Origin of the sequence: Shewanella sp. P1-14-1, from assembly GCF_001401775.1 — a bacterium.
Taxonomy (GTDB): Bacteria; Pseudomonadota; Gammaproteobacteria; order Enterobacterales; family Shewanellaceae; genus Shewanella; species Shewanella japonica.
The window spans coordinates 52,311-67,651 of record NZ_LKTL01000022.1; the positions used below are offsets into that span (position 1 = coordinate 52,311).

A 15,341-nucleotide genomic window follows, 5' to 3' on the forward strand; every position below is an offset into this window, starting at 1 on the left:
GTTTTGTTGAATGCGGTTATTAGAAGCGATTTTACTGTATTTTCCAACTGTATTTGTAAAAAAATTACATAAAAAAGTAATTTTTGAGCAACTAGACATGAAATCTTGTTATTTAATACCTGATTTATTAGCTATTTAGGTAAAAAATAATGATGAAAAATAATTGTTACCGATAACATCCCTTTGCTGCTGTGGTTTTTAAATATGTCACTTTTCTTTCAAAATTAAAAAGTCGCTGCAAGCAGCGACTTTTATTTGGGCTAATTAAGCTTGGGTACTTATTTTAGTACAGGGCGTTTCTCTGCACCACTTACTACTGCATCAATACGACGGTTTTGTTTGTTAGCTTCAGGTGATGTTCCTTCCATAATTGGATTGTCTTCACCAAAACCAACGGCTTTTAATCGACTTGCGTCAATGCCGTATTTTTCAACTAAAGCGTCAACAACAGCTTGTGCACGGCGCTCAGATAAATCCATATTATAATCAGCATTACCTACTAACGATGCATGACCTTCAATCACTGCAGTTGTGTGCGGATTATCTTTTAAGTATTTAGCGCCTTTTTCTAGACGAGTGTATGATTCAGGTTTTAATACTGCAGAATCATTATCAAAATAAACACCTTCCATACGAGATGAAATAGGTGCATCTTCATAAATAGTACAACCTTGGGCATCTACTTTGTGAGTCGATGGGGTGTCTGGACATTTATCCATATCGTCTGTCACGCCATCGTTATCAGAATCAATTGGTGCAGCAACAACCGGTGCAACGACTGGCGCTGGAGCGGGTTTATCTACACCGAAACGATAGCTTAATTCAAGACCCCAGTAATTACTTTCCATATCAAGGGTATTGTATTTATCGTCATCTAAGTTTTCGTAGCGGCGATATTTAGCTTGTAACTTTAAGTTTTCAGTAAAGTTATATCCAATACCTGCACCTATGTATGGTGCTATACCACTGTCACTATAATATTCAGTATTATAGTTTTTCTTGTTTGAGATAAGGTAATTCATCGCACCAGCTTCAGCCGATAAACTCCACTTATCAGCAAATGGATAAAAACCGACTAAGCCTAACGCCATGCCTCTAGCGCCAACATCATTACGTTTGTTGCTGTAGTCAGTCCATTCTGCGCGACCTAAATCACGGTAACCGAGTTCAACACCAAAGTAATCATTGAATAAGTAACCACCGAAAACATCCCATGCATAAGGGTCGTCTTCACCACATACTTTCATTGTTTTTTGATCGCAGTTTGGTTCGTAATTATTAACACCAAGACCACCACCAACATACCACGGTGTTAACTCTTGCTCTGCTGAAGCAGCAAAAGGTAACAATGAGGTGAGTAATACTACTTTTAATGTGTTCTTCATCATGTATAAGTCCATTGTTATTTTACTCCACCAAAACACATGTAAATGATTTGTTTAATACAAGTGTCGCTGACGCTTATGTGGTGTTCCTATTATGTTTTTGTCAGCGTGCTAATTATCGTCGTAATTTCAATGGTTTTCCATAGTAATAAAGAACAATGTTGGTATTAATTTAACAATCTTTGCTTTTTGGGCTGTTTTAAGGGGAGGGAGTTCGTAAGAATGTTGCAAGCGAGGTGTGCTTTTTAACAATTGTGTAGTTTGCCCGAAGTGACGCATTTGAGGTGAGGTAAATAAAGTTTGAAGATATAAAGCGCCAAATGGCGCTTTATATCCTAGTCGAGTTATCGTTATCTACTAACCGTTATCGAGTCCACACCCAGTTTTCAATTTCTTGAGGGTCTACACCATTTGCTTTGATGTAGTTACGGTGCTCAACTAAGCGTTGTAACATATCGGTTGTGATGGCGACGTGCTGTGTTTCATCAATTACACCTTGTTGGAATAGCTTGTAAGCCATATCTATCACTAAATGATAACGTGAGGTGCCATTACGGACACCCATGTCAAATGGTGTCGTAGTAGAACCTTCTTCTTCGTAGCCTTTGATTCTAAAGCGGCGACTACCTTTATAATCAAATACAAGTTTCTTGATGGTATTTGGGTAACCATGGTAGTTAAATACCACGCCTTTATCTTCAGTAAATATTTCATCCATCATCCAAGGTTTAGCTTGGAAGTCTCGACTACCTAAACCATTACTATTGAGTTCAGTTACACTGACAAAACGAATGCGAACTCGAGGTAATAGCTCACGGATAAGTACTAAAGATGCCATACATTCCTGAGTGACATAATCCCCGCAGCCAGCGAGAACCACATCTGGATTCTCATCCGATGCAAAATCCCAAACCATGACACCGTCTTGAGTTTGCTTACGTGCTTCATCTAACGATAGCCATTGTGGTAGTTCTTTTTTACCTGCAACTAAGATGTTTAACTTATCGCGATCTTCATAAGCGCGCTCGGTGTACGTCAGAGTCGAGTTACCATCTGCAGGTAAGTATGCTGAAATAATATCAGGGTGTTTCTCTAACATTGCCCCTAAGAAGGATGGGTTCTGATGAGAGTAGCCATTATGGTCTTGACGTTCTAATAAAGAAGACAACACAACATTACAAGAAGGTACAGGTTTGCGGAAATGAACCCCTTGGCTTGCATAAACATATTTACAGTATTGATCTGCCATTGAAGACACAACTTGTGAGAAGGCTTCATAGGTTGGGAACATTGCATGGCGACCTGTTACGGTATAACCGTGCATCATGCCGAATAACAAGTTTTCTGACAGTAATTCGATGACACGACCGTCTCTTGCCATATCTTGATCCCAGCTCTTAATTGGCCATTGCCAAGCACGGTCTGTTTCTTCAAATACAGCTTGAAGTTGGTTTGAGTAGGTTTCATCAGGGCTGAAGATACGTAAATTACGTTGATCACGGTTTAATTTGAACGCATCACGCATCCATTCACCCATTTTGTACATAGATACACCTCGAGTGCCTCGTGGTGTTTCTGGCCCATAGCTCAATTGTTTTAAGTCAGGTTGCGCTAGAGCACGTACAACTTCTCCGCCGTAACTTAGATGCTGTCTACCGCAACATAAGTGCTTAGGTGGTATAAGCGATTGAATATCTTTATCGAAGCTAATTTGTCCATCAGCATTGATGTCACATAACTCATCGAACTTATAACTCTCTAGCCAGTCATTCAATGCTTTAAGATGGCTTGGATCCGTTGCGCATTTATTAACGATGACTTGATGCGACTCACAGTTACCTTCAAGCTTTTTACCACCGTGTTCTGCAGTGCCAGTCCAGCCTTTCGCTGTTCGCATTAAAATAACAGGCCAACGTGGTTTGCAGACGTCTTCGCCATTTCTTGCGCGAGTTTGAATGTCATTGATCATTTCATAAGACAGATCCATTGCATTTGCCATTTGCACAAAAACATCTTCTTCAAGCTCATCATCGACAATAATTGGGTGATAACCTAAGCCACGAAACTCAAGATCAAGTTCTTCGTGATCCATACGTCCCATGCGAGTCGGACCAGAGATCTTGTAACCGTTGATATGAACAATAGGAAGTACTGCGCCATTGGTTGCAGGATCTACAAGTCGGTTAGCATACCAAGATGCAGCTAATGGACCTGTTTCTGACTCACCATCACCGACTAAGCATGCTGCAATAAGATTTGGATTATCAAGCACTGAGCCCCATGCGACAGAGAGCGAGTAACCTAACTCACCGCCTTCAAGGATTTGACCTGGTGCTTCTGGGTTAGCATGAGAAGGGTAGCCATAAGCTGCTGAGAATTTTTTACAGATATCTTCAATGCCAGATTCATTATAAGGAATGGTTTCTGGATAAAAATGGCTTAATGAGCCTTCTACAAAAAGGTTAGCTTGTACAGCAGGGAAGCCATGACCTGGGCCAACTAAGTAGATGAAATCTCTTTGATGTTTAACAATGAGGCGATTGACGTTGGCGTATACGAAGTTAATACCTGGGCAAGTGCCCCAATGGCCGAGCAGTCTTGGCTTAATATCATCATGCTGTAATGCTCTTTTGAACAATACATTTTGTTTTAGGTAGATTTGAGATGTGGCAAGGAAGTTCGTTGCTCTAACAAATTTTTTCAGCGAAGTGATTTCATTTGCTTGTGTCATAGTGACCTCAGTATTTTAAGATTTAAGTTGATTTGATTCTTAATGAGAACACTGTATTCTTATTTTGGTTGCAATAATGTGGTCTTTGTCTAACTTTTTATTAAATATTTTTATAATTAAAATGGGTTAAAGTTGGTTTTGTGTTAAAGCTTATGGGTGTGAAGGGCGTAGGATTGTTATTTGAGATGCAGCTAAAGGCTGCTAATTAGATAAGTGTGATCTTGATCACCTGCTGGTTCAGATCTTCTATGCTAATTTTTTGCACCGAAAAATCAGCGATAAGAATTGAGAAAGTTTGCTAGGCATTCGTGCCTAAAAAAAGTAAAGTTAACTCGATCAAATCCTAAATAATAAATAACTAATATTTCGCTCACTGAAATTCAATGTGATAAGCAAATGAAATACCTGCTGAATTGAACTTGAGTGCTCTTATTAAAATAATACGATAATTTTATTTTGTCCGAAGCGTTTGTTTTGATGCTTAATCACAAGCCAACTTTTTACAAAATAAAGTTATTCGAAGGAATAATTTAAGCAAATGGCAATGTTAGAAACGATTGTGAATTTCATGAACGATTTACTCTGGGGTAAATTGTTAGTTTATGGGCTAGTAGGCGCAGGTTTATTTTTTACTGTACGCTTAGGCTTCATCCAAATTACGCATTTTGCGCATGGTCTCAAAATTTTATCCATTAGCCGCCGTCCAGGTCGCAATGGTTTATCTTCTTTCCAAGTTTTCTGTACCAGTATGGCGGCCCGTGTCGGCGCCGGTAATATGGCAGGTGTTGCTGTCGCAATTGGTGCAGCTGGTCCCGGCGCAGTTTTCTGGATGTGGGCAATTGCGATGCTAGGTATGGCAACCGCAATGATTGAGTCAACGCTTGCGCAAGTTTATAAAGTAAAAGATGTCGACGGTCAGTACCGCGGTGGTCCTTCTTACTATATGGAGAAAGGACTTGGTCAACGTTGGATGGGAATTCTATTCTCAATCCTACTGATAATCTGTTTTGGTTTAGTGTTTAATGCAGTACAAGCTAATACAATTACTGGTGCAATGACTGCTGTATTTGATTTGAACCCGATTTATGTGGGTGTGGCAATTGCTGTATTAAGCGGTTTAGTGATTATGGGGGGCCTTAAAAAAGTCGCTAAAGTTTCTGAGATTGTTGTACCTGTTATGGCATTAGCTTACATCGCCATTGCATTAGTAGTTGTATTGATGAATGTCGAACAACTACCTGCAGTATTTATGTTGGTGATTAACAGTGCGTTTGGTTGGCAAGAAGCCGCAGCTGGTGGTGTTGCTTATAGTGTTGCACAAGCTATGCAAGCAGGTATTGCGCGCGGCTTATTCTCGAATGAAGCTGGTATGGGTAGTGCTGCAAATATTGCGGCAAGCGCATCGCCAAATCCTAACCACCCTGCATCGCAAGGCTTTGTGCAAATGATGGGGGTATTCGTTGATACTATCGTTATTTGTACTGCCACAGCGGCAATTATTTTATTGTCAGGTGATGCAGCTGGGAGTGGCGATGGTATTGCTAAAACCATTAACGCTCTGTCATCGCATGTTGGTGACTGGGGTGGAGCATTTATTGCTTTTGCTATTTTACTGTTTTGCTTTACATCAATTATCGCTAACTATTCTTACGCTGAAACTAACGTCATGTTCTTATCTGGCAATAAGAAAGGTGCATTACCAATCTTTAGATTAGTTGTGCTTGGCATGGTAATGTTTGGCGCCGTTGCAAAAATCAATATTGTTTGGAACTTAGCGGACGTGTCGATGGGCTTAATGGCATTGGTGAATATGATTGCACTGCTATTATTATCAGGTTTAGCTGTTCGTGTGATTAATGACTATCGTCAACAGATTAAAGCTGGTGAAGAGCCGATGTTTGATACTGATAAGTTCCCTGAGCTTGCAGAGCAGTTAGAAGACGGCATTTGGAAGAATAAGCCTGCTGAGTCATCAAAATAGGCATCTTTGTTATTGGCTACAGAGTTGACCCTCGCTAGGGATTTTTAAACTCTATTAGCGCAATCTAAAAAACCATGCATTTATTGCATGGTTTTTTTTATTTAGCCCAGTATCATAGAGGTAAATTGAAAGAATGTACTTTACGGCTTAATAGGATAGTTAACGATGTTAGTATTAGTTTCTCCAGCAAAAACTCTCGACTTCGAAACCAAGGCTAACACAGCGTCTTTTACACAACCGACGTTGTTAGATCATAGCCAACAATTAATTAATGTGTGTCGTGAGTTGACTCCTATAGATATTGCTTCGCTGATGAAAGTTAGCGATAAAATTGCAGGTTTAAACGCAGCTAGGTTCATCGAGTGGCAACCTAACTTCACCCTAGACAATGCCAAGCAAGCGATGTTTGCTTTTCGTGGCGACGTTTATACAGGGCTAGATGCTGACTCAATGTCTGAAAAAGAAGTGAGTAAAGCACAACAACATTTGCGGATTTTGTCAGGTTTGTATGGCTTACTTAAGCCACTTGATTTGATGCAAGCTTATCGCCTCGAAATGGGCACGAGTTTAGCTAACCCTAAAGGTAAAAACTTGTATGCTTTTTGGGGGGATGTGATCACCGATGAAATTAATCAGGCTGTTGCTGAGCAAGAAGACGATATCATTGTCAATTTGGCTTCGAACGAATACTTTAGAGCGGTAAAACCTAAAAAGCTGAATGCAACATTGATTACCCCAGCATTTAAAGACTGTAAAAATGGTCAATATAAAGTGATTAGTTTTTATGCCAAAAAAGCGCGCGGTTTGATGGCAAGGTATATTATTGAAAATGACATTAAATCGTTAGCAGAGTTACAACAATTTGATGTTGATGGTTATTATTACAGCGAAGAATTATCAACGCCTGCAGCGCCTGTATTCTTACGTGAAGAGCGTGTTTAGAGGTTGAGTATCAAGCTTTTACTGTTGGATTAGCTAACCGTTTTTTTAAAAACGAACAGACAATAAAAAAGCAGCGATTTCGCTGCTTTTTTATTGCCTAACAGTTTTGCTAAAAGGCTATTTGGGTTCTTTTTTGGCTAAAGGGCGTAAATCAAGTTCCGATTGCGCCATGATATACGCAAATTGAGCATAAGCAGCGACATTTTGGGCAAGCGCTTTTGGATCGATTTTATCCAACGTGTCGTTAGGGGTGTGATGATAATCAAAGTAGTCAGTACCATCTTGCCTTAATGATGCCACTGGCACACCTAAACCTGGCATCATAGAGACATCCGGGCCGCCTGACGCTTTGTTATTACCAAGTTTTACACCATTGATAGTCATTGATTGATGTTCAAGTTGAACTTGCTCAAATACGTTTGGGTTAACGTTAAAATCGATTTGATAAATTCTACCTGCACCGAAGTCTGACTCTGCTGCAATATAGTGTTTTTCCAGCTCATCACTATGCTGTTTAACGTACGCTTTACCGCCGACAAGGCCAACTTCTTCAGCTGCATATAATACAACTCTTATCGTTCTTGCAGGTTTTTGTGGTAAATCCTGGATAAGTTTAGCTGCAGCAGTAACAATGGCGACACCAGCACCATCGTCAATGGCGCCAGTCCCCTCATCCCATGAATCAAGATGTGCCCCGATTAATACAATTTCTTCTGGCTTACTGCTACCAGTGACTTCAGCAATGACATTGTAAGAGGTTGCTACACCCAAATTTTTCGACGTTAAGTTAAGTGAAAGGGTGATATTGTCATCACGCTTGAGCATTGAATTAATCATATCAGCATCTGGAGCTGACAACGCAGCGGCAGGAATTTTTTTCACCCCATCTTTATAACGCATCATACCTGTGTGCGCCATGCGGTCATGATCGGTACCAATTGAGCGAATAACGACAGCTACAGCGCCTTTTTCTGCTGCAGCAACAGCGCCTCTAGAACGACCTCCGACCGATTTTCCGTAGCCTTTACCGCTAATATGTCTCTCGGTTTTATGGTCGATAAATGCAATTTTACCTTTGACTAATTCAGGATCTGCCGCTTGTAAATCGGCAAGTGTGTCAAAGCGTACAATATTTGCTTGTATGCCTTCTTCTGGCGTTGAAACACTGCCTCCTAGTGCAGTGATAACAAGTGGTTGTTCATAGGGAGCTGTGATTGAAGCTTTCGCACTGCCTCTATACCACGCAGGGACTTGAACTGATTCTTTATAAACTTTATCAAATCCTAAACTTTTCAGTTTATCCATCGCCCATTCAACGGCAATAATATCTTTTTCAGAACCAGCTAATCGAGGGCCCACTTCGACTGTTAGTGATTCAACGATTTCATAACCTAAAGATGAATCTAAAGCTTTTAGGACGAGTTGTTGACTAACCGCATTGTCTTTAGTTTTCTCGATTTTAGTTACTTGGGTATCATTAGTTTGATTCTGACATCCTGACAACGCAGTAAAAACCATTCCTGCAAAGAGTGCCTTATTGTAGTTTTTCATGAGTTTCCTTCATTTTTATTAGCTAAGTCTCATTTTTAAAAACAATCTACCAAAAAGTGTGCTTCATGTCGCTGCCCTATTTGTTAGGGAAGGCTATATTAGCGAGGGAGATGATTGAGGAGAACCAAGCGCGTGATGAATATAGAATTAATGCAACAGCGTGCAGATCATGCTGTAGTAATGCTTAAAGCACTAGCAAATGAACGCCGATTGTTTATTTTATGTCATTTGCTTAATGAAGGTGAAATGTGCGTTGGTGAGATGAACAAAAAACTGGGCCTTAGCCAATCTGCATTATCGCAGCATTTAGCTTGGCTAAGAAAAGATAATCTCGTTTGTACACGTAAAGAAGCTCAAACTGTTTTCTATTCACTTAAAAGTGATGAAGTTCGTGAGCTGATTAAAGTACTGGATAACTTATACTGCCACTAATGGCTTAGTATCTGCTCAGTGCTAAAAGCGTCTTAGTCAGTTACTTACTTAGGTAAGTGCTGTTGAGACGTTTTTTTTTGCTTTCAAGAAGGCTCATGAAAGCTTTTTGTTGCGGTAAATACTTTTGAAGGGAGTTTTAGCTGGATATCGTTAGCAGTCAATACGGGTTGCCATGACTTGAATTTTGTTTATTAGCTTGCAATAAGCCTAGCTGTATATGTTTACACTGAATGTAAGTATTAAAAATAGTGAAGGCTTGAGCTAAGAGTGATGTAATCGGGGGGGGGATAGGCTCAAATAGCGCCAAAGTTGAGTGAGTCATTTATTTTAGATATAAAAAAACCGACCTAAGTCGGTTTTTTAAAAACTAAATCACGAGATTAAGCAGCAAGTGCTTTGATTCTTGTGTTTAGACGTGCCTTTTGACGAGCGGCTTTATTCTTGTGAATAAGACCTTTAGTCGCCATACGGTCAACAATCGGTTGTGCTGCTGCGAATGCTTCTGTAGCCGCTTTGTGGTCACCGCTTTGGATAGCAGCGATAACTCTTTTAACGTATGTACGTAACATTGAACGACGACTAGCGTTATGCTGACGACGTTTTTCAGATTGAAGCGCGCGCTTCTTTGCAGACTTGCTATTAGCCAAGGTGCAACTCCTAAAACTGGGATTAATACTTTGAGGGCGAGGAATATGCCTGCTTTTATTCATTTTGTCAATGAATATGGCAGAAATATCGTCAAATAAACAAATATAACTACCTTGCGCGGTGATCTTCAACCCAACTCGTGTAAGATGTGGCGCATTCTAACAGTTCTTCTACCGCATAGACAGTAGTAGAATGGAAAATTTGAGATATATCCACGTTTAAAATATCGATAGCAAGCTGCTTCGGAGGCTGTTTGAGTAAAAAGTTATTAAAATCGGGTGCAATAGTCAGTGTGATGACTTTGGTATCAAGAGTATTAGGCCTGATCCGTGATGTTGTTATTGCGAATTTAATGGGGGCTGGTAGTAGTGCTGATGTCTTTATTTTTGCTAATAAAATACCTAACTTTTTACGTAGACTGTTTGCTGAAGGTGCATTTGCTCAAGCTTTTGTTCCTGTATTAACTGAATATCAGCAAAAAAACACACCAGAAGAGACTCGTGAGTTATTAGCTAAAGTTGCTGGTACCTTAGGCGGCATTGTCAGTATTGTGACTTTAATCGGTGTTATTGCTTCGCCTTTATTAGCTGCATTGTTTGCTGGTGGTTGGTTTTATGACTGGTTAAATGATGGACCTGATGCAGGCAAATTTGAACTCGCTTCATTAATGTTGAAAATTACCTTTCCTTATTTATGGTTTATTACGTTAACAGCTTTAGCGGGATCGATTTTAAATACCCGAGGCAAGTTTGCCGTTTCTGCTTTTACCCCGGTTTTTTTAAACATCACCATTATTGTTGCTGCATTATATTTTGCGCCAACAATGGAGCAACCTGAACTGGCTCTTGCATGGGGGGTATTTTTTGGTGGTTTAGTACAATTTTTGTTTCAGTTGCCATTTTTACTAAAAGAGAATGCTTTAGTAAAACCAAGTTGGGGTTGGCAACATCCTGGTGTTGTTAAAATTAGAACATTAATGATCCCTGCTTTGTTTGGGGTATCGGTGTCTCAAATCAACTTATTGTTTGATACCTTTATAGCGTCTTTTTTAATGACGGGCTCTATTAGTTGGCTTTATTACTCTGACAGGTTGTTGGAGTTTCCGCTTGGTTTGTTTGGTATAGCCATTGCTACTGTGATTTTACCTGCGTTATCTAAAAAGCATGTTGATGATAAAGGCACAGGGTTTAGTGAGACTATGGATTGGGGCGTAAGAGCGATTTTGCTGTTGGGCGCACCCGCGATGCTTGGGCTTATCATATTGGCTCAGCCTATGTTAATGGTGCTCTTTATGCGCGGCGCTTTTTCAGTCAATGATGTTGAGATGGCCTCATATAGTTTAGTGGCCTATGGCTGTGGTTTATTAAGCTTTATGATGATTAAGGTATTAGCACCAGGTTATTACTCTCGTCAAGATACAAAAACGCCGGTTAAATTCGGCATTATTGCCATGGTAAGCAATATGGTTTTCAATATTATTTTTGCCATTCCATTTGGATATGTTGGGCTTGCAATTGCAACGTCATTATCAGCATTGTTAAATGCAGTATTGTTATACCGTGGGCTACACATTGCTGGTGTTTATAGAATAACGAAATCAACTGTCATATTTTTCATCAAAGTGATTATTGCGACAGGGCTTATGACAGTATTGTTGTTAAATACACTACCTGTTCAAAGTGAGTGGCTTGCAATGGACATGATGATGAAGATATTGACTCTTATAAAACTGATTGTTTCTGGTGCAGTTGTGTATTTATTGAGCCTAGTCATAATGGGGCTAAGACCTTGGAAGATGAAACGTCAATCATGAGTGCTGATAATCAAATCTATCTAGTATATAATCAGCCGATTTACAGTTGCAGTTAATTGGCGTAATGGAATTAATCCGCGGTATACACAATATTTTACCTTCGCATCATGGGTGCGTGCTCACTATTGGTAACTTTGATGGTGTGCATCGAGGCCATGCGCAAGTTCTTAATAACTTAGTTAATAAAGCTAAGCACTTTCAATTGCCCGCAGTTGTTATGACGTTTGAGCCACAACCTCAAGAGTTATTTCGTCAGCAAGATGCTCCAGCAAGAATCAGTTTGCTTCGCGATAAGATTAGCCTGCTTGATGAATTAAGTATTGACCGTTTATTGTGCGTCAATTTTAATAGTCGTTTTGCTAATCAGCCAGCTGAGCAATTTATTGAAGATTTGCTAGTAAAAAAACTAGGGGTTAAATACCTTGTTGTCGGTGATGATTTTTGTTTTGGTAAGAATCGTACTGGCACCTTTGATATGCTACTTGAAGCTGGCAAAAAGTTTGGGTTCACTGTTGTGAGTACCCAAAGCTTCATTTTAGGTTCGATACGCGTGAGTTCCACAGCTGTTAGAGAACAACTTGCTCTTGGTAATTTAGAGCAAGCAAGAAGATTATTAGGTCATCCCTTTGTGCTAACGGGTAGAGTGGCACATGGGCAAAAGTTGGGTAGAACCATAGGTTTTCCGACTGCCAATATTGCATTAAAGAGAAAGGTGTCACCCGTAAGAGGTGTGTTTGCCGTAAAAATGTATTGGGATGATAGCGATATATATGAAGGCGTTGCCAATGTTGGTTTTAGACCGACGGTTGACGGCCAAATTTGCCAATTAGAAGTCCATTTATTTGACTTCGATGGTGATTTATACAGTAAAAGAGTAGAAGTTGAATTAGTTGCTAAAATCCGTGATGAACATCCGTTTGAGTCACTTGAGGCACTAAAGAAACAAATTTTGAATGATGCAAATGAAGCAAAAGCTTTGTTTGGCAATGATGCAGGTTGAAATAAATCAGCCCAATTAATGGTATAGGATCAATGACCGACTATAAATCTACGTTGAATTTGCCGGAAACAGATTTTCCGATGCGCGGTAACTTGGCTAATCGTGAGCCAGAAATGTTAAACCGTTGGACTCAAAACGAACTTTATCAAAAAATTCGTGACAGTCGAATTGGACGCAAACCATTTATTTTGCATGATGGCCCTCCATATGCGAATGGCAATATTCATATCGGTCACTCAGTCAATAAAATTTTAAAAGACATCATTATCAAGTCAAAAACAATGGCTGGTTTTGATGCGCCATACGTTCCTGGCTGGGATTGTCATGGTCTGCCTATCGAACTTATGGTAGAGAAAAAGGTTGGTAAGCCTGGCCAAAAGATTTCTGCTGCTGAGTTTCGTGCAGAATGTCGTAAATATGCAGCTAAACAAGTAGACGGTCAACGTGATGACTTTATTCGTTTAGGTGTTTTAGGTGATTGGCATAACCCTTATCTAACAATGGATTACAGCACCGAGGCTAACATTGTACGCTCTTTGTCAAAAGTGATTGAAAGTGGCCATTTACATAAAGGTGTTAAACCTGTTCACTGGTGTACAGATTGTGGTTCTGCGTTAGCCGAAGCTGAAGTTGAATATGAAGACAAAACATCACCGGCAATTGATGTTGCTTTCAATGCTGTTGATGCAGCAGCAGTAGCCGCTAAATTTGGCGTTGAAGGCTATAAGACCCCAGTTGCCGCAGTTATCTGGACAACAACACCTTGGACACTACCTGCAAACCGTGCATTATCATTAAGCCCTGATCTTGATTACAGCTTGGTTGAATTTACTAAAAATGGCACAACTAAAACTCTAATCTTGGCTGAAGTACTTGTTGAGTCTTGCTTAACGCGTTTCGAAGCTGAAAGCCATAAGGTTATTGGTACTGCAAAAGGTGCTGAGCTTGAGTTGATGCGTTTTCAGCATCCTTTTTCGTCTTTCGATGTGCCTGCTATTTTGGGCGATCATGTTACGACTGATGCTGGTACTGGTATCGTTCATACTGCACCTGGTCATGGTCAAGACGATTTCGTGGTTGGGCAAAAATACGGTTTAGAAGTTGCAAATCCAGTTGGTGATAACGGGGTTTATAAAGCGGATACAGAGTTCTTTGCTGGCCAGCACGTGTTTAAAGCAAACAAAGGTGTGGTTGAATTACTGGAAGATAAAGGCCAGTTATTATGCCATGTTGCTTACCGTCATAGTTACCCACATTGCTGGCGTCATAAAACACCTATTATTTTCCGCGCTACGCCACAGTGGTTTATTTCGATGGATAACCATGGCTTGCGTCCTCAGGCGTTAGCTGAAATTGAGAAAACACAATGGATCCCTGATTGGGGCCAAAGCCGTATCGAAAAAATGGTTGAAAACCGCCCTGACTGGTGTATCTCACGTCAACGTACTTGGGGTGTGCCAATCACTTTACTGGTTAACCGTGAAACTGAAGAGTTACACCCAGATAGTGTTTCTATCATGGAGCGCGTTGCTCATCGTATCGAGCAAGAAGGCATTCAGGCATGGTGGGATCTTGAGCTAAGCGAATTAATCGGTGATGAGGCTGAACAATACCGTAAAGTGACTGATACTCTAGATGTTTGGTACGACTCTGGCTCAACATTCTCGTCAGTGGTTGCATCTCGTCCAGAATTTAATGGTCACGAAATTGATTTATATCTAGAAGGTAGTGATCAACACCGTGGTTGGTTTATGTCTTCATTGATGATTTCAACTGCAATGAATGGCAAAGCGCCATATAAGCAAGTATTAACCCATGGCTTTACCGTTGATGGTAAAGGTCGCAAGATGTCAAAATCAGTGGGTAACGTGATTGCTCCTTTACAAGTTATCAATAAACTGGGTGCAGACATCCTTCGTTTATGGGTCGCAGCAACCGATTATAGTGGTGAAATGACGGTTTCTGATGAAATCTTAAATCGCAGTGCCGATTCATATCGTCGTATCCGTAATACTGCTCGCTTCTTGTTGGCTAACTTGAATGGCTTTAACCCTGAAACAGACATGATTGCTACAGAAGATATGGTGTCACTAGATCGTTGGGTTGTACGCCGCGCAGCTGCACTTCAAAATGAAATTATTGAAGCTTACGATCAATATAATTTCCACTCTGTTACACAAAAGCTAATGCAGTTCTGTTCTGTAGAGCTAGGTAGTTTCTATTTAGACATTATTAAAGATCGTCAATACACAGCTAAGCAAGATGGCCATGCTCGTCGTAGTTGTCAATCTGCGCTATACCATATTGCCGAAGCGATGGTACGCTGGATTGCACCTGTACTAAGTTTCACTGCTGATGAAATTTGGAAATTATTACCAGGTGAGCGCACAGAATTTGTCTTTACTGAAGAATGGTACCAAGGGCTTGAGTCAGTGACCTTAGCTGATGACTTGAGTGATGAATACTGGCAGCAGTTACTGACTGTGCGTAATGAAGTCAATAAAGTATTAGAACAAGCTCGTCGTGATAAACGAATTGGTGGCTCTTTAGAAGCTGAAGTGACTCTGTTTGCTGATGCTGATTTAGCTGCTCAACTTGGTAAGTTATCAGACGAACTTCGCTTTGTTTTACTCACTTCAAAAGCGAAAGTTGAGTTATTAGACAATGCTTCTGCTGATGCAATTGAAACTGAGCTTAGCTCGCTTAAATTAATGGTTTCAAAAAGTGAAGCTGAAAAGTGTGAACGTTGCTGGCACTACAGTGACGATGTTGGTTCTAACGAGTCACATTCAACACTATGTGGTCGTTGTGTTACTAACATCGAAGGCGATGGCGAACATCGTGATTTTGCTTAAGGG

General features: G+C 40.3%; 10 protein-coding genes. 6 read left to right on the forward strand and 4 right to left on the reverse strand.

Annotated elements, in window-relative coordinates:
* Positions 1-278 precede the first annotated feature (278 nt).
* Together AN944_RS15895 and AN944_RS15900 are read right to left on the reverse strand one after the other, a co-directional pair.
* Positions 279-1,388 carry an OmpA family protein gene (locus AN944_RS15895; RefSeq protein ID WP_055025625.1) on the reverse strand — a complete coding sequence of 370 codons (1,110 nt, stop codon included), beginning with the start codon at positions 1,386-1,388 and terminating at the stop codon, positions 279-281.
* Between the two features lie 361 nt (positions 1,389-1,749).
* The gene (locus AN944_RS15900; protein ID WP_055025626.1) at positions 1,750-4,116 is read right to left on the reverse strand and encodes a phosphoketolase family protein; all 2,367 of its coding nucleotides are present in this window, start codon (positions 4,114-4,116) and stop codon (positions 1,750-1,752) included.
* A 544-nt stretch (positions 4,117-4,660) separates the two neighbouring features.
* Here AN944_RS15900 and AN944_RS15905 point away from each other — a divergent pair.
* Both AN944_RS15905 and yaaA read left to right on the forward strand, forming a co-directional pair.
* Entirely contained in the window at positions 4,661-6,097 is a 1,437-nt protein-coding gene (locus tag AN944_RS15905; protein WP_055025660.1) for a sodium:alanine symporter family protein, read from the forward strand.
* Positions 6,098-6,262: 165 nt separating this feature from the next.
* Positions 6,263-7,039 (forward strand): peroxide stress protein YaaA, encoded by a 777-nt coding sequence (yaaA, locus tag AN944_RS15910; RefSeq protein WP_055025627.1) that lies wholly within the window; start codon positions 6,263-6,265, stop codon positions 7,037-7,039.
* A 117-nt stretch (positions 7,040-7,156) separates the two neighbouring features.
* Here the strand turns inward: yaaA and AN944_RS15915 are convergent, their stop codons facing one another.
* Positions 7,157-8,590, reverse strand: a complete 1,434-nt coding sequence (locus AN944_RS15915) for a M28 family metallopeptidase (protein ID WP_055025628.1) — start codon at positions 8,588-8,590, stop codon at positions 7,157-7,159.
* A gap of 135 nt (positions 8,591-8,725) precedes the next feature.
* Between AN944_RS15915 and AN944_RS15920 the strand changes: the two genes are divergently transcribed.
* Positions 8,726-9,022 carry a metalloregulator ArsR/SmtB family transcription factor gene (locus tag AN944_RS15920; protein ID WP_055025629.1) on the forward strand — a complete coding sequence of 99 codons (297 nt, stop codon included), beginning with the start codon at positions 8,726-8,728 and terminating at the stop codon, positions 9,020-9,022.
* Positions 9,023-9,402: 380 nt separating this feature from the next.
* Here the strand turns inward: AN944_RS15920 and rpsT are convergent, their stop codons facing one another.
* Positions 9,403-9,669: a 30S ribosomal protein S20 gene (gene rpsT, locus AN944_RS15925; RefSeq protein WP_055025630.1), complete on the reverse strand. Its 267-nt coding sequence runs from the start codon at positions 9,667-9,669 to the stop codon at positions 9,403-9,405.
* Positions 9,670-9,923: 254 nt separating this feature from the next.
* Here rpsT and murJ point away from each other — a divergent pair, with 254 nt between their 5' ends.
* The 3 genes from murJ to ileS all read left to right on the forward strand — a co-directional run bounded on the left by murJ (position 9,924) and on the right by ileS (position 15,338).
* Positions 9,924-11,483, forward strand: coding sequence for a murein biosynthesis integral membrane protein MurJ (murJ, locus tag AN944_RS15930; protein ID WP_055025631.1), 1,560 nt, complete (start codon positions 9,924-9,926; stop codon positions 11,481-11,483).
* A 64-nt stretch (positions 11,484-11,547) separates the two neighbouring features.
* The gene (ribF, locus tag AN944_RS15935) at positions 11,548-12,483 is read left to right on the forward strand and encodes a bifunctional riboflavin kinase/FAD synthetase (RefSeq protein WP_055025632.1); all 936 of its coding nucleotides are present in this window, start codon (positions 11,548-11,550) and stop codon (positions 12,481-12,483) included.
* Positions 12,484-12,515: 32 nt separating this feature from the next.
* Positions 12,516-15,338, forward strand: a complete 2,823-nt coding sequence (gene ileS, locus AN944_RS15940) for an isoleucine--tRNA ligase (protein WP_055025633.1) — start codon at positions 12,516-12,518, stop codon at positions 15,336-15,338.
* The last annotated feature ends 3 nt before the right edge of the window (positions 15,339-15,341 follow it).